Raw genomic sequence first — 17,929 nt, 5'->3', positions numbered from 1 at the left:
GAGCCTGTCATGCAACTCAAAGACAATGGCCTGAGATTTTCACCTGTCACCGTCGTAACGCACTGGATCGTGGCGTGTTCACTGCTGGCGATTTTCGCGCTGCAACTGCTGATCGACCAGGTCTCCAGCGCGGCACTGCAACAGCCACTCGGCCGGGTGCAAAACCTGCTGGGCCTGATCCTGTTCCTCGTCTCGATCTATCGATTCTGGGCACGGATCACGTCCTACCATCCGCTGCCGGTGGGCACGCCGAACCCCATCGAAGTGATCGTCAGCCGCTCGGTGGCGGTCGCGCTGGCCCTGGCGATGGTGCTGCTGCCGATTGCGGTCTGGGCTTCCCGCGCCGCCGCCGGCGAGGTGCTGCAACTGCCCGGCGGAATGTGGATTCCGGCGCTGCTGCCGGCCAACCCGACCTTGAAGCATGTCGTCGATGTGCTGTTCGACATCGGCGCCTCGGCGTTCCTCGCCGGTCTCGCGCTGCATGTCTTCGGCGCGCTGAAGAATCACTTTCTCCTGAAGAACAACACGCTCAAGCGGATGCTTGGAAAACATGTGGAGCTGTGAGCCATGAACCAGGACAGAATCGATTTCGCGGGTAACCTCATCACCCGGCTCTGCGGAGTGAAATACCCGATTTTCCTCGGCGGCATGGCCGCCATTTCCGGCCCGCAACTGGTCGCGGCAGTGGCCAATGCCGGGGGCATGGGCGTCATCGGCGGCTTGCGCCTGCCGCCCCTGGCCTTGCGCCGCTGGATCGAGGAAACACGGGCGCTGACCGACCGGCCCTTCGGCGTGAACCTGGTGCCGCAGTTTGGCGGCCCCGAGGTCTTTGAAGCGCAATTCCAGGTGATCCTCAAGGAAAAGCCCAAACTGCTGTCGCTGTTTTATGCCGAGAAGTACGCCGCCGACATGATTGCCCGGGCGAAAGATGCCGGGCTGCTGGTCATGGTGCAGGCGGGCTCGGTGGAGCTGGCTCGCAACGCCATCGCCCAGGGGGCGGACATCATCATTGCCCAGGGCAGTGAAAGTGGCGGGCACCTCAATCGCGGCACGATCGGCATCATGCCGTTGTTGACCTCGATCCTGGCGGTCGCCGAGGGGCGGCCGGTATTGGCGGCAGGCGGTATCGCCCAGGGCGACGATGTGCGCGCACTGATGTCGCTCGGTGCATCGGGGGTGGTAGTGGGTACGGCGTTCATTGCCACCGATGAGTCGAACGCCCATCCGCTCTACAAACAGAAGATTGTCGAGGCAACCACCGATGACACCGAGTACCGCACCGGTTATTCGTTCGGCTGGACCTACGGCACGCCGCACCGGGTGATTCCCAATCGGGACAAATGGAACCTGCTGCGCCTGATCGGTGGCGGCGCCCGGGCGATCGACAAGCCGCGAATGGCGCAGAAACTGTCGCTGTATGCGGGGCAGGGGGTGGGCAAGATTCACAGTGTCGTACCGGCGGCCGAGCGGGTGGCGGAGCTTGCCCTCGGCCTGATGACTGCGCCGGATCAGCTGCCGACTAAGCAGAGAAGGGCGCTAGGCGTGTAGGAGCCGGCTTGCCGGCGAAGGCGCCTTCGAATATTGCATCGGGCTTGCGGGCCTCTTCGCTGGCAAGCCAGCTCCTACACGGGTTTGCGCAAGGCGTTGCTTTGTAGTCTACGCGGACCTGTAGGAGCCGGCTTGCCGGCGAAGGCGTCTTCGAATATTGCGTCGAGCTTGCGGGCCTCTTCGCTGGCAAGCCAGCTCCTACACGGGTTTGCCCAAGGCGTTGTTTTGTGGTCGACACGGACCTGTAGGAGCCGGCTTGCCGGCGAAGGCGTCCTTGAATATTGCGTCGAGTTTGCGGGCCTCTTCGCTGGCAAGCCAGCTCCTACAGGGTTTTGCGCAAGGCGTTGCTTTGTGGTCGACACGGACCTGTAGGAGCCGGCTTGCCGGCGAAGGCGTCCTTGAATATTGCATCGAGCTTTCGGGCCTCTTCGCTGGCAAGCCAGCTCCTACATGGGTTTGCGCAAGGCGTTGCTTTGTGGTCGACGCGGGTGTGTAGGAGCCGGCTTGCCGGCGAAGGCGTCCTTGAATATTGCATCGAGTTTGCGGGCCTCTTCGCTGGCAAGTCAGCTCCTACAGGGGTTTGCGCAAGGCATTGCTTTGTGGTCGCGCGATCTGCTGTTGCGCCAGGCCGATGAAGGCGCTCATGGCCGAGGTGATCATCGTGTCGTTGCGGCGGATGAACACCGTGGAGACATTGGCGAACTCCGGCGGCAGGGTGTGGCAGCGGATGGCATGGCGCACGCTGCAATTTTCCGCGATGGCCTTGGGCAGCAGGGTCACACCCATGCCCGCGGCCACGCACGAGAGGATGCCATCGAGGGTGCCCAGTTCCATGATCTGGTTCGGCACCAGGCCCACCTGGTAGAACCAGTTTTCCAGGGTCGAGCGATAGAAGCAGCCGGTGCGGAACACCAGCACGGTCTGCTGGGGCATTTTCTCGATCAGCGCCGGCAGCGTTTCGAACTGGTTGCTGCTGACCAGCACCAACTCTTCGCAAAACACTTCTTCCTGGGCCAGCGCCGAGTTCTGGTGGAAGCCACCGACAAAGGCACCGTCGAGGCGATGGGCTTCGATCGCCTTGATCAGCTCGACCGTGGTGCCGGTCAGCAACGACAACTGCACTTGGGGAAACTGCTCGCGGTATTTGGTCAGCACTTGCGGCAAGCGAATGGCCGCAGTGGTTTCCATCGAGCCCAGCCTCAGCAGGCCGGTCGGGCTGCCGGTGTCCATCAGGGCGCTGCGGCTCTCGTCGGTCAGTTGCAGGATGCGCCGCGCGTAGCCGAGGAACGTCTCGCCCGCCGACGTGAGCACCACCCCGGACTTCTTGCGGATGAACAGCTCGCGATTGAGTTCGGCTTCCAGTTCCTTGACGCGCATGGTGACGTTGGACTGCACCGTGTTCACCTGCAACGCGGCGGCGGTGAAGCTGCCCAGCTCGGCCACGGCGCAGAATATCTTCAGTTGGCGCATTTCCATGATTGTCACCACCCATCTTTAAAAGTGATTGTTGACATACTTATTGATCACTTTACGGGCTTTTCCGCTGATTAGTAAAGTGGCCCAAACCCGGTATTTATTGAAGGTCGACCCATGACACTGACTTCGAAAATTGACCATGTCTTCGCCGGCGGCCTGGGGGTGTTGGAACCCGAAGGGCAGCGTACCGGCATCTTCAAGCAACGCCGCGCTGGCTCCGTACGCGTGGAGTTGCACGGGATCGTCGGCGACCAGCACGGCGACACCCGGGTGCACGGTGGCCCGGAGAAGGCGGTGCATCAGTATGCGGCGCAAAACTACCCGCGTCTGGCGCAGGCGTTTGTGCCCAGTGCCGGGCAATTGGTCGCGGGGAGCCTGGGGGAGAACATTTCCGCGTTCGGGCTCTCTGAACTCAACGTGCACATCGGCGACGTGTTTCGCGTCGGCAGCAGCGTGTTGCAGGTGTCCCAGCCACGCAGCCCGTGCTGGAAAATCAACCATCGCTTTGCCGCCGAACACATGTCCATGTTCGTCGCCCGGGAGCGGATCACGGGGTGGTATTACCGGGTGCTTGAGCCGGGATTCCTGGAAGCGGGGGACCGTATCGAACTGCTGGAACGGCATGACGAACGCTTTTCCATCGACCAGTTCTGGCAGGTGCAACTGTCGCACCGGCCGGTGATCGACGATCTGCTGGCGCTGGCGGCGAGCCACGGCCTCGCCGCGGACTGGAAGCGCCGCCTGGGTGAAAGGGCGAAGTGGCTGCTTCATAAAATATGATCCATAAGATCATTAATCATCATTTTACATGATTTATCGGCGGGCCTACCTTGGCCATGTCGGGAGCGCTACGGCCCCGGCCTGACAACAACAAGAGATGGCTCTTATCCACCACCAGGGGACACCCGCCATGAGCACCCAGCCTGCAGACATCGCACACTACATTCACGGTCGCCTGACGCCCGGCACTTCCAGTCGCTCGCAGTCCGTCACCAACCCTGCCACCGGTTCGGTGATCGGCAAGGTGGCCCTTGCCAGCGCTGCTGACGTCGACGCCGCGGTGCAGTCCGCCGCCCGCGCCTTCCCGGCCTGGTCGGCGACGCCGCCGCTGCGCCGCGCGCGTATCCTGTTCAAGTTCCTCGCGCTGCTGAACGAGCACCGCGACACCCTGGCGCGGATGATCACCACCGAACATGGCAAGGTCTTCACCGATGCCCAGGGCGAAGTGACGCGCGGCATCGAGGTCGTCGAGTTTGCCTGCGGCATCCCGCAACTGCTCAAGGGCGACTACACCGAGCAGGTCTCGACCAACATCGACAACTGGACCCTGCGCCAGTCCCTGGGCGTGGTGGCCGGCATCACGCCGTTCAACTTCCCGGTGATGGTGCCGATGTGGATGTTCCCGGTGGCCATCGCCTGCGGGAACACCTTCGTGCTCAAGCCGAGCCCGATCGATCCATCACCGGCGTTGCTGATCGCCGAGCTGTTCAAGGAAGCCGGGCTGCCGGACGGCGTGTTCAATGTGGTGCAGGGCGACAAGGAAGCCGTGGATGCGCTGCTCGACCACCCTGAAGTCAAGGCCGTGAGCTTCGTCGGCTCGACGCCGATCGCCAACTACATCTACGAGACCGGGGCTCGCCACGGCAAGCGCGTCCAGGCGTTGGGCGGGGCGAAGAACCACATGGTGGTGATGCCCGATGCCGACGTCGACCAGGTGGTCGACGCGCTGATCGGTGCCGCCTTCGGTTCTGCCGGCGAGCGCTGCATGGCGATCTCGGTGGCGGTGTTTGTTGGCGACGTGGCCGACAAGGTCATGCCGAAACTGCTGGAGCGCACCCGCACCCTGAAGATCCTCGAGGGCATGAACCTGGCCGCCGAAATGGGCCCGATCGTCTCGCAAGCGGCGCTTCAGCGCATCACCGGCTACATCGAGCAAGGCATCGCTGAAGGCGCCGAGCTGCTGGTCGACGGCCGCGGCTTTGACGGCTCGCAGGCCGGTGCCGATTGCGCCGGGGGCTTCTGGCTGGGTGGCACGGTGTTCGACCATGTCACCCCCGAGATGAAGATCTACAAGGAGGAAATCTTCGGTCCGGTGCTGGCCTGCATGCGGGTCAAGGATTTTGCCGAGGCGGTCGATCTGGTCAATGCCCATGAGTTCGGCAACGGCACCGCGTGCTACACCCGCGACGGTCACATCGCCCGTGAATTCGCGACCCGCATCCAGGTGGGCATGGTTGGCATCAACGTGCCGATTCCGGTGCCGATGGCGTGGCACGGATTCGGTGGCTGGAAGCGCTCGCTGTTCGGTGATGTGCACGCCTATGGCGAAGAGGGTGTGCGGTTCTACACCAAGCAAAAGTCGGTCATGCAGCGCTGGCCGAACAGCATTGCCAAGGGCGCCGAGTTTGCCATGCCGACTTCAAAGTAGGCATTTTTCGAGTTGGAGGGCGTGCAGGCGAGGCTTGCACGCTGCCCCTGGCTCCAGCGTCCACTTTCATTTATCAGGTTCAGGTGCTGCCATGTCCAATCCTCTGTTGTCCCTTTTGCAGATCGAACTGCCGATCATTCAAGCGCCGATGGTGGGCGTCTCCACCCCCGGGCTCGCGGCGGCGGTGTCCAATGCGGGCGGGTTGGGTTCCATCGGCATTGGCGCGAGCACTGTCGAGCAGGCGCGGGTCATGCTGCGCGAGACGGCGGCACAGACCGGCAAGCCCTTCAACGTGAATGTTTTCTGCCACCAGCCCGCAGTCCGGGACGCCGTGCGGGAAGCGCAGTGGCTGCAGTTTCTGGCAGGTTTTTTCGCCGAGTTTGGCGCCACGGCACCCGGGGCGCTGCGGGAAATCTACACCTCGTTCGTCGAAGATGCCGGGATGCTGCAGATGCTGCTGGAGGAAAAGCCGGCGGTGGTCAGCTTCCATTTTGGCCTGCCCGGACAAGCGGCCATCGATGCACTCAAGGCGGCTGGCATCCTGCTGCTGTGCTCCGTGACCAGCCTGGCCGAAGCGCAGGCGGCGCAGGACGCGGGTGTGCATGCACTGGTGGCTCAGGGGTACGAGGCCGGCGGGCATCGTGGGGTGTTCGATCCGCAGCAGGATGTGCAGATGGGCATCCTGGCCCTGGTACGGGTCCTGGTCGATGCCTGCCGGCTGCCAGTGATCGCAGCGGGCGGCATCATGGACGGTGCCGGCATCAACGCCGTCATGCAGTTGGGTGCCAGTGCCGCGCAACTGGGCACGGCGTTCATTCTCTGCCCGGAGTCGTCCGCGAACGGCGCCTACCGTGAAGCGCTCAAAGGGCCGCGGGCGCAGCAGACGCGCGTCACCAGCGTCATCTCCGGCCGCCCGGCCCGGGGCATGGTCAATAGAAACTTCACCAGCCTCGAGGTGCCAGGCATCGTCTTGCCGGACTACCCGCTCACCTATGACGCCAACAAGGCGCTCAATGTCGCAGCAGCGACCCGGGGCAATAGCGATTTTGCCGTGCAATGGGCCGGGCAGGGCGCACCGCTGGCGCGGGAACTACCGGCTGTGGCGTTGGTGGAGTTGCTGGTGGCCGAGATGCAATCCGGTCATGGTTTTGTTGTAACTTAGGCGACAGGACTGAATCGGTTTCCAAGGGATGAACCATGACATTGACGGCCGAAAGGTTGGTCGGCATCGCAATGACCAACCCGATCAACGCGCAATTGATTTCACGCTTGCCTGGGCTTGGCCTGGATCAATGCCTGCTCACGGCAGGCTGCCTGTTCCAGGCGGTATGGAATGCAAAGGCGCAACGGGATCCTGGCTGGGGCGTGAAGGATTACGACGTTTTTTACTTTGACACGGACCTGTCCTGGGAGGCCGAGAACGAGGTGATACACCGGGCTCGACCGCTGTTCGAGGACCTGGGGGTCAATGTTGAATTCAAGAATCAGGCGCGCGTGCACCTTTGGTACGAGCAGCGCTTTGGTGGGAATTATCCGAGGCTTGATTCGGCCAGGGACGGGGTTGATCGCTACCTGGTGGCGGGCACCTGTATCGGCCTGGATGTCGCCACCGGCGAGGTCTATGCCCCCTATGGCCTGGCGGATGTCGACCAGGGCGTGCTGCGCATCAACCCGGCAAACCCCAGGCCTGAGCTGTTTGAACAGAAGGCGAAAAGTTATCAGGCTCGCTGGCCGTGGTTGAAGATTGTGTAAGACAACGCGCCCCTGCAGGAGCTGGCTTGCCAGCGAAGGCGGCCTCGAAGGGTGCATTGACCTTTCGGGCCTCTTCGCTGGCAAGCCAGCTCCTACAGTAGATTCGGTACATCCGTAAGCGATTGGGCCTCAGGCTACGAAGGCCGTTACCTGTGCGAGGCTGTTGTCCTGGGCCGCCGCGACGAGGTGCAGGGGCACATGCGGTTGCTCGACGGGGGTGACAATTTCAAAGCTTCCTACAATATGCAGCTGTCGCTCGCTCAGTCCGGTCGACTCTTGTTCCTTTGCCTTAGCCATTCTCGCGTGGTTCGCTGCGATTTCGTTGAGAGTTGACACGTTACATCTCCGGTGACTGACCAAGCGTATTGCTGGAGTCCTTTAGCGTTGATTGGATGGCCGTCGCGTCAGTTTTATGTCGTTCGCGACGGCTAACGCGGGCCGGTGCAATCCCCACGCCAGAGAAGGCCGGGTTTCACCCTGTGCGATTTCATTTGCGACGAAAGGTTACACGGTTTGGTATCGGGTCAAAACACGATGCCTATCTTCGCGCCATACTCGTCTCGGGTCTGTTTGTCGAAGTCTGTGAACTGAAACTGACCGTCCGTTTCATATTCGTACCGGTTGAAGTAAAGGCTTGCAATCACGGGAACCGATCCTTGCTGGTTGAACAGCCAACTCAGCTCTACAAAAGGATTGGTGGTGTCTTCAAGGTCCAGTTCCTGGTTGCCCACATCATTGATTTCCAACCGCGAGTCGCCGTCAATAACCTGCCGAACCCCTGCTTCCAGGCGCAAAGTCGAATTGCTGAAGGCGTGGTTGTAGCCCAGCGCCAATTTAGCGAAGGGGGTGCGATTGGTGAGATTGATGTCGTACCTGTTGAAGTCCGGGTCATAACGGTTCCACTTATAGCCCGCTCCGATCAAAACGTCTAAAAAATTCTCGGTATCCAAAGCCAGCCTCCAGCCAAGGTCCAGGTCGGCCTGGCCATCGCTGACGCGCTGATGCTTTTCTTCAGAGTACTGACCGGTGATGTCCGCCTGATACACAAGGCCGGGCCCGCCGGTCATCTTGTTGCCGAAGTTGAGGAACAGGCCCGCCTCGGGGATATGCTCTGTACTGGTGGTTCCACGGCCGGAGAACTCCAGTTCGCTATAGCTTCCCAGCAGCCCGACGGCAAAAACAGGCGCTTGGGAAGGTGTTGCGCAAGTGATTGGCGGGGCGAGACCCGCAAGCAGGGAAGTGACAACAGCAGCAAGACTGGTTCTATTCATGAGAACTCCATCAGCGCAGTACCGGTCCGTGGTGGACCTGTCACTAACAACAATAGTCGGTTTTGGTGCGACGTTAGACCGGTCGTCGGAGCGAACGAAAAAAAGATGGCATTTCGCCTTGACGTCATCTTTTTGTCGCGTGCAGGTGCGATGTTGCGGGGTCGTCAGAGGAATCCTGTCCGACGAACTGCGCTTCTGCTCTTTCGATCTGTGCCCAGTGCGGGCACAATGCGCATCCTTTTTTTGGCTGGCCTTGCCGGAGGCCTCGAAATGATCAAAACGCCGTACTACCTCATCGACAAGCAAAAGCTGCTGGGCAACATGGAAAAGATTGCCTACGTGCGTGAACAGTCCGGGGCCAAGGCCCTGCTGGCGCTCAAGTGCTTTGCCACCTGGTCGGTGTTCGACCTGATGCAGCAGTACATGGATGGCACCACCTCGTCGTCGCTCTACGAGCTCAAGCTCGGCCGCCAGAAATTCGCCGGCGAGACCCACGCCTACAGCGTCGCCTGGGCCGATGACGAAATCGAGGAGATGCTCGACAACTGCGACAAGATCATCTTCAACTCCATCGGCCAATTGCAGCGCTACACTGAAAGCTCTGCAGGCAAGGTCCGTGGTCTGCGGGTCAACCCCCAGGTGAGCAGCTCCGATTACCTGCTGGCCGACCCGGCACGCCCGTTCAGCCGCCTGGGCGAGTGGGACCCGGTGAAGATCGAGCAGGTCATCGAGCAGATCTCCGGCTTCATGTTCCACAACAACTGCGAGAACGGCGACTTCGGCCTGTTCGACCAGATGCTGTGCACCATCGAAGAGCGTTTCGGCCATCTGCTGCACAAGGTCGAATGGGTCAGCCTCGGTGGCGGCATTCACTTCACCGGTGAAGGCTATGCACTGGATGAGTTCTGCGCGCGCCTGAAGGCGTTCTCGCAGAAGTACGGCGTGCAGGTGTACCTGGAGCCGGGCGAAGCGGCCATTACCCAGAGTGCGTCGCTGGAAGTCACCGTGCTCGACACCCTCTACAACGGCAAGCACCTGGCGGTCGTGGACAGCTCCATCGAAGCGCACATGCTCGACCTGCTGATCTACCGCCTGAACGCCAAGCTGGCCCCGAGCGCGGGTGAGCACACCTACATGGTGTGCGGCAAATCCTGCCTGGCCGGGGACATTTTCGGTGAGTACCAGTTCGATCGTCCGCTGGCCATTGGCGACCGCCTGTCGTTCGTTGACGCCGCGGGCTACACCATGGTCAAGAAGAACTGGTTCAACGGCCTGAAAATGCCGTCCATCGTAGTGAAACAACTCGACGGTACTGTCGAAGTGGTTCGTGAGTTCGGTTACAACGACTATATGTCCAGCCTCTCGTAAGCTGGCTGAGAAGGAGAGAGAGAAAAATTGAAGAAGAACGTACTTATCATTGGTGCAGGAGGTGTCGCCAAGGTGGTGGCCCACAAGTGCGCGCAGCACAACGACGAACTCGGTCGTATTGCTATCGCGTCGCGCAACATCTCCAAATGCCAGGCCATCATCGACAGCGTCAAGGCCAAGGGCAGCCTCAAACAGCCCGCTGAAATCAAGGCATTCACCCTCAATGCCCTGGACGTCGAGGCGACCAAGAAGCTGATTCGCGAAACCGAATCGCAGATCGTCATCAACGTCGGTTCCGCTTTCCTCAACATGTCGGTGCTGCGCGCCTGCATCGATACCGGCGTGGCCTACCTGGACACCGCCATTCACGAAGAACCGGGCAAGATTTGCGAAACGCCGCCCTGGTATGGCAACTACGAGTGGAAACACCTCGAGGAATGCCAACAAAAGAACGTTACCGCCATTCTTGGCGTGGGCTTCGATCCGGGCGTGGTCAACGCCTATGCGGCCCTGGCCAAGCAACAGTATTTCGACAGCATTGATTCGATCGACATCCTCGACGTCAATGCTGGATCCCATGGCAAGTACTTTGCCACCAACTTCGACCCGGAAATCAATTTCCGCGAGTTCACCGGGCAGGTGTGGAGCTGGCAGGACAGCCAGTGGACCAGCAACACCATGTTCGAAGTCAAGCGCACCGACGACCTGCCGGTAGTAGGTTCGCAGAACCTGTACCTGACCGGTCACGACGAAGTGCACTCGCTGTCGAAGAACCTCGGCGTGCCCAACGTGCGCTTCTGGATGAGCTTCGGCGAGCACTACATCAATGTGTTCACCGTGCTCAGGAATCTTGGCCTGCTCTCCGAGCAACCGGTCAAGACCGCCGAAGGCCTGGAAGTCGTGCCGCTCAAAGTGGTCAAGGCCGTACTGCCTGATCCGAGCTCGCTGGCCCCTGGCTACACCGGCAAGACCTGCATCGGTGACCTGGTCAAGGGCACCAAGGATGGCAAGCCACGCGAAGTGTTCATCTACAACGTCGCGGATCACGAGGAAGCCTTTGCCGAAACCGACAGCCAGGGCATTTCCTACACCGCCGGCGTACCACCGGTGGCTGCAGCGCTACTGGTAGCTCGCGGCGAGTGGGACGTGCAGCGCATGGTCAACGTCGAGGAGCTGCCAGCCGAGGCGTTCCTCAAGGCGCTGGACGTGATGGGCCTGCCGACCCGCATCAAGGACGAGCACGGCGACCGTGCGTGGGACTGCAACGCCTGAGGCATTTCAAACGAAAAAAACGCCGCTCATTGAGCGGCGTTTTTGTATCAAAGACAAGATCAAAAGATCGCAGCCTGCGGCAGCTCCTACAGGGATTTTGCCGATACCGAGTCAATGTAGGAGCTGCCGCAGGCTGCGATCTTTTGGCGGATCAGTGGCGATCCAGCCATACCGTCTGCGCATTGCAGAATTCGCGCACGCCGAAGTGCGACAGTTCGCGACCGAACCCGCTTTTCTTCACCCCACCGAAGGTCACGCGCGGGTCGCTGGCGCAGTAACCATTGATGAACACCCCGCCGGTTTCCAGCTCGCTGGCCATCTGCTCGGCCTGCGCGACATTGCCGCTGTAGATGGTGGCAGCCAGACCGAACTCACTGTCGTTCGCCAGCTCCAGCGCATGCGCTGCGTCGCGGGCGGTGATGATCGAGGCCACCGGACCAAACAGCTCCTGCTTGAACGAGGTCATCAGGTCAGTCACGCCAGCCAGAACCGTGGGCTCATAGAAGTTACCCGGGCCCTCGGCTTTCTGGCCACCCAGCAGCAAGGTCGCGCCTTCCTCGAGGGTGTCGCGCACCTGTTGATCCAGTTCGTCACGCAGATCGAAGCGGGCCATCGGGCCGATATAGGTTTCGGCGGACAGCGGATCGCCGACGGCCAATTGGCGCGTGGCTTCGACAAAGCGGCGGGTGAACTCCTCGACAATGCCTTGCTCGACGATCAGGCGCTTGGCCGCCGCACAGACTTGCCCGGTGTTCTGGTAACGCCCGATCACGGCCGCCTTGACGGCGTCGTCGAGGTTGGCATCGTTGAGCACGATGAACGGATCGGAGCCGCCCAGTTCCAGGACGGACTTCTTCAGCACTGCACCGGCCTGGGCACCGATGGCCATGCCGGCGCGCACGCTGCCGGTCAGGGTAACGGCGGCGATGCGGGGGTCGGCAATCGCCGTGGAAACACCGTCCGGCGTAACGTTGATCACCTCGAAAACACCTTCGGCGAAGCCTGCCTGCTTGAACGCATCAAGCAGCAGGTAGGCGCTGCCCATCACATTCGGCGCGTGCTTGAGTACGTAGGTGTTGCCGGCCAGCAGGGTTGGAACGGCACCGCGCAGCACTTGCCAGATCGGGAAGTTCCACGGCATGACCGCGAGAATCGGGCCCAGCGAGCGATATTCGATGCGTGCCTTGCCGCCTTCGACCAGGGTCGGTTCGGCGCTAAGCATGGCCGGGCCGTGCTCGCCGTACCACCCGCAGAGCTGCGCACATTTTTCGATTTCACCGCGGGCCTGGGCGATCGGCTTGCCCATTTCCAGGGTGATCATGCGGGCCATGGCCTCGGCGTTGTCGCGCAATGCCTGGCCCAGGGCAAGCAGGCGTTGCACGCGTTGTGCCACCGGTTGGCGGCTCCAGACACGGAACCCGGCTGCAGAGCGCGCCAGGGCGGCCTGCAATGCCTCGGCGGATTCGAAAGGGTAGTGGCCGATCTGTTCACCGGTAGTCGGGTTGATCGAAATGGCGTGGGTAAGGCTGGATACGTGGGTCATGGCACCGTCCTGCGGGGTGGGAATGTGCTCAGGTTAAGGTGCTGTATGTTTTCTTGAAACTGAATAATAATGAGCGATATGTTCACGTTTGGAGAATGCATTGGACCTGGTTCAGCTCGAGATTTTCAAGGCTGTCGCCGAGCACGGCAGCATCAGCGTGGCCGCGCAGCACATCCACCGTGTGCCTTCGAACCTGACCACGCGGATCAAGCAACTGGAACAGGATCTGGGCGTGGACCTGTTCATCCGCGAAAAGAGCCGCCTGCGCCTGTCGCCGGCCGGATGGAGTTTCCTCGATTACGCGCGGCGGATTCTCGACCTGGTCCAGGAAGCCCGCGCCACCGTGGCGGGCGAAGAACCCCAGGGCACCTTTCCCCTGGGCTCGCTGGAGAGCACCGCGGCGGTGCGGATTCCCGCGCTGCTGGCGGCCTACAACCAGCAGTACGCCAAGGTCGAGCTGGACCTGTCCACCGGGCCCTCCGGGACGATGATCGACGGGGTGCTGGCGGGCCGCCTGACCGCCGCTTTTGTCGATGGCCCGGTGCTGCACCCGGCGCTGGAGGGCGTACCGGCGTTCGAAGAAGAAATGGTCTTGATTGCACCGCTCAACCACAGCCCGGTGCATCGCGCGCAGGATGTGAACGGCGAAAACATCTACGCCTTCCGCTCCAACTGCTCCTACCGCCACCACTTCGAAAGCTGGTTCGCCAAGGACGCGGCAGTGCCGGGCAAGATCTTCGAAATGGAGTCCTATCACGGCATGCTCGCCTGCGTCAGCGCCGGCGCCGGCCTGGCCCTGATGCCGCGCAGCATGCTGCAAAGCATGCCCGGGTGCAGCACGGTCAGCGTCTGGCCGTTGTCGGAGTCCTTCCGCTATTTGCGCACCTGGCTGGTGTGGCGCCGGGGCACGGTGTCCCAGAGCCTGACCATGTTCGTGCGGTTGCTCGAGGAGCGCTGTGAAGTGACGGATTAGTCGGGCGCACGCCAGAAAAAATTTGACATATGTTATTTGTGATCACATATTGGACCCATAAGAACGTCCAATGTGAGCTGACTCATGACAGATCAACCGATCCTCCTGCCCACCATGCGCCAGGTTTCCCGCGATACCCTGCAGGACCAGGTCTACCGGCAGATCCGCGAAGCGCTGATGAGCGGCCGCTTCCAGCCGGGCCAGAAGCTGACCATCCGCGGTCTGGCCGAAGCCCTCGGCTCCAGCCCGATGCCGGTGCGCGAAGCGCTCAACCGCCTGAGTGCCGAGAACGCCTTCGAAGTCACCGAAACCTCCCGCCTGCGTGTGCGCATGATGACTCCCGAACGCCTGCGCGAGATCCGCGACGCCCGGGTAGCGCTTGAAGGCCTGCTGGCCGAAAAAGCGGTCATCCTGCTCGACGACACCGACCTCAAGGACATCAGCCATCTGTGCGACCAGATGCAACAGGCCGCCGACAGCGTCGACGTGGCCCGTTACCTGTGGACCAACTTCGCTTTCCACCGGCGCATCTATGCGGTGGCCAAGGCCGAGCTGACCGTCGCTGCCGTGGAGAATTTCTGGCTGCACATGGGCCCCTGCTTTGCGCTGGTCGCCCCCGACAAGGCGCACCTGCAGCGCTCGATGGAAGCGCACCACCGCATCGTCGAGGCCCTGGCCGCGCGTGACGGCGCAGCGGCCCGGGCGGCGGTCACCGACGACATCATGCAGGCCGCCGACTCCCTGGCGCGCCTGATCGTCAAGAGCGACAGCAAACGGTCGCCTGTCTCTGGAGTAAAAAAAGCATGAGCGTTCTCAACCGACTGGTTCCCTACACCGGCCTGCGCGTCCTGATCTCCGGCGGAGCCGCCGGGATCGGCGAAGTGCTGGCGGCGGCCTACATGGAAGCCGGTGCCAAGGTGCATGTGTGTGACGTCAGCGAAGCGGCCCTGGCGGCGTTCCGCGACCGTTACCCGGACAGTGTGGCCACCCGCGCAGATGTGGGTGACCCGGCGCAGATCGAAGCGGTGTTCAAGGTGCAGCGCGAACAGTTCGGCGGTCTCGATGTGCTGGTCAACAACGCCGGCATCGCCGGGCCCACCGCCGGGATCGACGCGATCACTGACGAGGAGTGGCAGCGCACCGTCGACATCAACCTCACTGGGCAATACCGATTTGCGCATCACGCGGTGCCAATGCTTAAAGAATCACCCAACGCGCACCTGATCCACATCGCGTCAGTTGCCGGCCGTTTGGGTTACGCCTGGCGCACCCCGTACGCGGCGACCAAGTGGGCCATCATCGGCCTGATGAAATCCCTGGCGTCGGAGCTTGGCGAAAGCGACATCCGCGTCAACGCCTTGCTGCCCGGCATCGTCGAAGGCCCGCGCATGGACGGTGTGATCCGCGCCCGCGCCGAGCAGATGAACGTGCCTGAAGCCGAGATGCGCGAGGAGTACCTGAAGAAGATCTCGCTCAAACGCATGGTCACCGCCGAGGACGTTGCCGCCATGGCGCTGTTCCTCTGTTCACCCGCCGCACGCAACGTGACCGGCCAGGCCATCAGTGTGGATGGCAACGTCGAGTACCTGTAGGTCCCTCGACCCCTGATCGCAACAACGACCGGACACATTCCGCGTCGAGTGCCCCCCAAGAACTTTCTCGTCAAGAACAAGAACGGAGAACACTCATGTCCAAAAAACGACCGATCATCATCACCTGTGCCGTCACGGGCGCCATCCATACGCCATCGATGTCGCCGCACCTGCCGATCACGCCGCAGGAAATCGCCGATGCCGCCATCGGTGCCGCCGAGGCCGGCGCCTCGATTGTCCACCTGCATGCCCGCGATCCCATCGATGGACGGCCGAGCCAGGATGTCGACCTGTTCCGTCAGTTCCTGCCGCAGATCAAGGCCAAGAGCGATGTGGTGATCAACATCACCACCGGCGGCGCGCCGACCATGGGCGTGGAAGAACGCCTGCAGCCCGTGGCGCAGCTCAAGCCCGAGCTGGCCTCGCTGAACATGGGCTCGATGAACTTCGGGCTGTACGAAATGCTCGATCGCTTCACCGAGTTCAAGCACGACTGGGAGCGCCCATACCTGGCCGAGAGTGACGACCGGATCTTCCGCAATACCTTCCGCGACATCGCCCATATACTCAACGCCTGTGCCGAGAACCGCACTCGGTTTGAAATCGAGTGCTACGACATCGGCCACCTCTACACCGCCGCGCACTTCCTGCAGCGCGGGTTGCTCAAGGCGCCGATTTTCATCCAGTCGGTGTTCGGTCTGCGCGGCGGCATCGGTGGCCATCCAGAAGACCTGGCGCACATGCGCCGTACCGCCGACCGCCTGTTCGGCGACGCGTACCAATGGTCGATTCTCGGCGCCGGGCGCAATCAGATTCCGCTGGGCACCATGGGCCTGTCGATGGGCAGCCATGTGCGCGTCGGCCTTGAGGATTCGCTGTGGGACGGCCCGGGCAAGCTGGCGGCGTCCAACGCTGATCAGGTCAAGCGCATCCGCACGGTGATCGAAGCCCTGGGCGGGCGTGTGGCAACCCCGGATGAAGCGCGGGAAATGCTCGACCTCAAGGGCAAGGACCAGGTCGATTTCTAACTTCGCACTTCTCGAACACTCGAAAAGGTTAGTCCGATGACAATAATAAATAGAACTGACGCGCTTTCCGAACCCCGCGATTCGGCGACGTTGAACAAGCTGATGTTTGTAAAACTCATGCCCTTGCTGATTGCGGCCTACGTGCTGAGCTTTCTCGACCGCACCAACATCGCGTTGGCCAAGCATCACCTGGATGTCGACCTGGGCATTTCAGCCGCCGCCTACGGGCTGGGTGCCGGGTTGTTCTTCCTCACCTACGCACTGTCGGAAGTGCCCAGCAACCTGATCATGCACAAGGTCGGCGCGCGGTTCTGGATTGCGCGAATCATGGTCACCTGGGGCTTGATCTCCGCGGCGATGGCGTTTGTCCAGGGCGAAACCTCGTTCTACGTGTTGCGCTTGCTGCTGGGCATCGCCGAGGCGGGCCTGTTCCCTGGCGTCATGCTCTACCTGACGTACTGGTTCGGCCGGGAACAACGGGCCCGGGCGACCGGCTACTTTCTGCTGGGCGTGTGTTTCGCCAACATCATTGGCGGGCCACTGGGTGCCGTGCTCATGCAGCTGGACGGAGTCTGGGGCTGGCGTGGCTGGCAGTGGATGTTCATGCTCGAGGGCTTGCCAGCGGTGTTCTTCGCCATGGTGGTGTGGAAAAAACTGCCGGACCGTCCCAGCAAGGCGCCGTGGCTGAGCGCCACCGAAGCCCGGCAGATCGAGCAGCAATTGGCCGCGGAAGAGGAGGAGGGCGCCGGTGCCGGTGGTCACTCGCTCAAGCAATGCCTGACCCCGCAGATCCTGTTGGCGATCCTGGTCTACTTCTGCCACCAGATCACGATCTACACGGTGATCTTTTTCCTGCCCGGCATCATCGGCAAATACGGCGACCTGAGCACTTTGCAGATCGGTTTGCTGACCTCCCTGCCTTGGCTGGCGGCAGCGGCGGGCGCCATTGCACTGCCCCGGTTCGCCACCACGCCGGCGCGGTCCCGGCAGATACTGGTAGCGGGTCTGCTGACGATGGCCGCGGGACTGGGAATCGCCTCGCTGGCGGGACCGGTGATCAGCCTGCTGGGCTTCTGCATCTCGGCGGTGATGTTCTTCGTCGTGCAGTCGATCATCTTTCTCTACCCGGCTTCGCGTCTCAAGGGCGCCGCGCTCGCGGGAGGCCTGGGGTTCGTCAACTCGTGCGGCCTGCTGGGCGGTTTCGTCGGCCCCTCGGTGATGGGCTTGATCGAGCAAAGCACCGGCAATGCCATGAACGGGATGAAGGTCGTGGCGATCATCCTGGTGCTTGCGGCGATTGCAGCGCTGCGACTGCGCCAGGGTCATGAGCAGAAGGTGGATAAACAGCGGCTGCACGGTCGGCGCCAGCCGGTATGAGTGCCATCTGTGCCTAGTCCCGAATAGGTTTACACCTGTTTCACCCTAACGCCCGATTCTCCGAATCGGGCGTTTTGTATTTATGGACGGGAGCGTCGTTCCTGGTTGTAGGTTCCCCCATCGACCTGTGCCAAAAATTCAAAGCTGGTGTGATTTTCTAGCTATATCCATCAAATCTCGCCGAGCCTTAATCTTCACAACGGTGGTTTCGAACGCTCCGAGCGTTCTGGAGCCGCCGGTAAACCTGAGGTGGTCAGTGCTTGGCACTGATCACCCGTCGGGACAATAAAAAGATAATCCA

General features: G+C 61.7%; 17 protein-coding genes. 13 read left to right on the top strand and 4 right to left on the bottom strand.

The features are described 5' to 3' along the window. Positions 1–9: 9 nt before the first annotated feature. Positions 10–564: a cytochrome b gene (locus ACM6I6_RS19780; RefSeq protein ID WP_274077643.1), complete on the top strand. Its 555-nt coding sequence runs from the start codon at positions 10–12 to the stop codon at positions 562–564. A 3-nt stretch (positions 565–567) separates the two neighbouring features. After that, positions 568–1,548, top strand: coding sequence for an NAD(P)H-dependent flavin oxidoreductase (locus ACM6I6_RS19775; RefSeq protein ID WP_274077644.1), 981 nt, complete (start codon positions 568–570; stop codon positions 1,546–1,548). Positions 1,549–2,118: 570 nt separating this feature from the next. On the opposite strand, the gene ACM6I6_RS19770 is transcribed toward ACM6I6_RS19775, so the two are convergent. Further along, positions 2,119–3,024 carry a LysR family transcriptional regulator gene (locus tag ACM6I6_RS19770; protein ID WP_323609150.1) on the bottom strand — a complete coding sequence of 302 codons (906 nt, stop codon included), beginning with the start codon at positions 3,022–3,024 and terminating at the stop codon, positions 2,119–2,121. Positions 3,025–3,138: 114 nt separating this feature from the next. Here ACM6I6_RS19770 and ACM6I6_RS19765 point away from each other — a divergent pair, with 114 nt between their 5' ends. From ACM6I6_RS19765 to ACM6I6_RS19750, 4 genes are all read left to right on the top strand, one after another. Next, positions 3,139–3,804, top strand: coding sequence for an MOSC domain-containing protein (locus ACM6I6_RS19765; protein ID WP_274078047.1), 666 nt, complete (start codon positions 3,139–3,141; stop codon positions 3,802–3,804). A 130-nt stretch (positions 3,805–3,934) separates the two neighbouring features. After that, positions 3,935–5,452 (top strand): CoA-acylating methylmalonate-semialdehyde dehydrogenase, encoded by a 1,518-nt coding sequence (locus ACM6I6_RS19760; protein ID WP_274078046.1) that lies wholly within the window; start codon positions 3,935–3,937, stop codon positions 5,450–5,452. A 91-nt stretch (positions 5,453–5,543) separates the two neighbouring features. Next, positions 5,544–6,614: an NAD(P)H-dependent flavin oxidoreductase gene (locus tag ACM6I6_RS19755; protein WP_274078045.1), complete on the top strand. Its 1,071-nt coding sequence runs from the start codon at positions 5,544–5,546 to the stop codon at positions 6,612–6,614. 35 nt (positions 6,615–6,649) lie between these two features. Next, positions 6,650–7,204 carry a nucleotidyltransferase family protein gene (locus tag ACM6I6_RS19750; RefSeq protein WP_274078044.1) on the top strand — a complete coding sequence of 185 codons (555 nt, stop codon included), beginning with the start codon at positions 6,650–6,652 and terminating at the stop codon, positions 7,202–7,204. A 129-nt stretch (positions 7,205–7,333) separates the two neighbouring features. On the opposite strand, the gene ACM6I6_RS19745 is transcribed toward ACM6I6_RS19750, so the two are convergent. Together ACM6I6_RS19745 and ACM6I6_RS19740 are read right to left on the bottom strand one after the other, a co-directional pair. Continuing rightward, the gene (locus tag ACM6I6_RS19745) at positions 7,334–7,540 is read right to left on the bottom strand and encodes a hypothetical protein (RefSeq protein WP_274078043.1); all 207 of its coding nucleotides are present in this window, start codon (positions 7,538–7,540) and stop codon (positions 7,334–7,336) included. Between the two features lie 188 nt (positions 7,541–7,728). Continuing rightward, on the bottom strand, positions 7,729–8,475 hold the full coding sequence (locus tag ACM6I6_RS19740) for a hypothetical protein (RefSeq protein WP_414920580.1): 747 nt from the start codon (positions 8,473–8,475) through the stop codon (positions 7,729–7,731). A 270-nt stretch (positions 8,476–8,745) separates the two neighbouring features. On the opposite strand from ACM6I6_RS19740, the gene nspC reads away from it, so the two are divergent. Both nspC and ACM6I6_RS19730 read left to right on the top strand, forming a co-directional pair. After that, the gene (gene nspC, locus ACM6I6_RS19735; protein WP_323609155.1) at positions 8,746–9,843 is read left to right on the top strand and encodes a carboxynorspermidine decarboxylase; all 1,098 of its coding nucleotides are present in this window, start codon (positions 8,746–8,748) and stop codon (positions 9,841–9,843) included. Between the two features lie 27 nt (positions 9,844–9,870). Next, on the top strand, positions 9,871–11,115 hold the full coding sequence (locus ACM6I6_RS19730) for a saccharopine dehydrogenase family protein (protein ID WP_274078040.1): 1,245 nt from the start codon (positions 9,871–9,873) through the stop codon (positions 11,113–11,115). A gap of 151 nt (positions 11,116–11,266) precedes the next feature. On the opposite strand, the gene ACM6I6_RS19725 is transcribed toward ACM6I6_RS19730, so the two are convergent. Next, a complete protein-coding gene (locus tag ACM6I6_RS19725) occupies positions 11,267–12,658 on the bottom strand; it encodes an aldehyde dehydrogenase family protein (protein WP_414920579.1) in 1,392 nt (463 codons plus the stop codon). Positions 12,659–12,758: 100 nt separating this feature from the next. Here ACM6I6_RS19725 and ptrR point away from each other — a divergent pair, with 100 nt between their 5' ends. From ptrR to ACM6I6_RS19700, 5 genes are all read left to right on the top strand, one after another. Next, positions 12,759–13,631, top strand: a complete 873-nt coding sequence (gene ptrR / locus ACM6I6_RS19720; protein WP_323609161.1) for a putrescine utilization regulator PtrR — start codon at positions 12,759–12,761, stop codon at positions 13,629–13,631. A gap of 84 nt (positions 13,632–13,715) precedes the next feature. Further along, positions 13,716–14,438, top strand: a complete 723-nt coding sequence (locus tag ACM6I6_RS19715; RefSeq protein WP_323609162.1) for a GntR family transcriptional regulator — start codon at positions 13,716–13,718, stop codon at positions 14,436–14,438. Further along, entirely contained in the window at positions 14,435–15,223 is a 789-nt protein-coding gene (locus ACM6I6_RS19710; RefSeq protein WP_408596841.1) for an SDR family oxidoreductase, read from the top strand. Before ACM6I6_RS19715 ends, ACM6I6_RS19710 begins: the two co-directional genes overlap by 4 nt. Before the next feature lie 95 nt (positions 15,224–15,318). Further along, complete coding sequence (locus ACM6I6_RS19705) at positions 15,319–16,251, top strand: 3-keto-5-aminohexanoate cleavage protein (RefSeq protein WP_110751312.1); 933 nt, start codon at positions 15,319–15,321, stop codon at positions 16,249–16,251. A 36-nt stretch (positions 16,252–16,287) separates the two neighbouring features. Further along, positions 16,288–17,628: an MFS transporter gene (locus ACM6I6_RS19700; RefSeq protein ID WP_274078035.1), complete on the top strand. Its 1,341-nt coding sequence runs from the start codon at positions 16,288–16,290 to the stop codon at positions 17,626–17,628. Positions 17,629–17,929 lie beyond the last annotated feature (301 nt).

The organism is Pseudomonas sp. IT-P218 (genome assembly GCF_949767605.1).
Taxonomy (GTDB): domain Bacteria; phylum Pseudomonadota; class Gammaproteobacteria; order Pseudomonadales; family Pseudomonadaceae; genus Aquipseudomonas; species Aquipseudomonas putida_AE.
The sequence above is the reverse complement of the archived record's forward strand: the minus strand, read 5'-3'. Positions and strand labels throughout refer to the sequence as shown.

What these genes read in the sequence shown, in the direction of transcription:
- nspC (WP_323609155.1), top strand. Translation starts at nt 8,746, where the DNA reads ATGATCAAAACGCCGTACTACCTCATCGACAAGCAAAAGCTGCTGGGC.
- ACM6I6_RS19765 (WP_274078047.1), top strand. Translation starts at nt 3,139, where the DNA reads ATGACACTGACTTCGAAAATTGACCATGTCTTCGCCGGCGGCCTGGGG.
- ACM6I6_RS19755 (WP_274078045.1), top strand. Translation starts at nt 5,544, where the DNA reads ATGTCCAATCCTCTGTTGTCCCTTTTGCAGATCGAACTGCCGATCATT.
- ACM6I6_RS19710 (WP_408596841.1), top strand. Translation starts at nt 14,435, where the DNA reads ATGAGCGTTCTCAACCGACTGGTTCCCTACACCGGCCTGCGCGTCCTG.
- ACM6I6_RS19775 (WP_274077644.1), top strand. Translation starts at nt 568, where the DNA reads ATGAACCAGGACAGAATCGATTTCGCGGGTAACCTCATCACCCGGCTC.
- ACM6I6_RS19725 (WP_414920579.1), bottom strand. Translation starts at nt 12,658, where the DNA reads ATGACCCACGTATCCAGCCTTACCCACGCCATTTCGATCAACCCGACT.
- ACM6I6_RS19780 (WP_274077643.1), top strand. Translation starts at nt 10, where the DNA reads ATGCAACTCAAAGACAATGGCCTGAGATTTTCACCTGTCACCGTCGTA.
- ACM6I6_RS19770 (WP_323609150.1), bottom strand. Translation starts at nt 3,024, where the DNA reads ATGGAAATGCGCCAACTGAAGATATTCTGCGCCGTGGCCGAGCTGGGC.
- ACM6I6_RS19715 (WP_323609162.1), top strand. Translation starts at nt 13,716, where the DNA reads ATGACAGATCAACCGATCCTCCTGCCCACCATGCGCCAGGTTTCCCGC.
- ACM6I6_RS19705 (WP_110751312.1), top strand. Translation starts at nt 15,319, where the DNA reads ATGTCCAAAAAACGACCGATCATCATCACCTGTGCCGTCACGGGCGCC.
- ACM6I6_RS19700 (WP_274078035.1), top strand. Translation starts at nt 16,288, where the DNA reads ATGACAATAATAAATAGAACTGACGCGCTTTCCGAACCCCGCGATTCG.
- ACM6I6_RS19740 (WP_414920580.1), bottom strand. Translation starts at nt 8,475, where the DNA reads ATGAATAGAACCAGTCTTGCTGCTGTTGTCACTTCCCTGCTTGCGGGT.
- ACM6I6_RS19750 (WP_274078044.1), top strand. Translation starts at nt 6,650, where the DNA reads ATGACATTGACGGCCGAAAGGTTGGTCGGCATCGCAATGACCAACCCG.
- ACM6I6_RS19760 (WP_274078046.1), top strand. Translation starts at nt 3,935, where the DNA reads ATGAGCACCCAGCCTGCAGACATCGCACACTACATTCACGGTCGCCTG.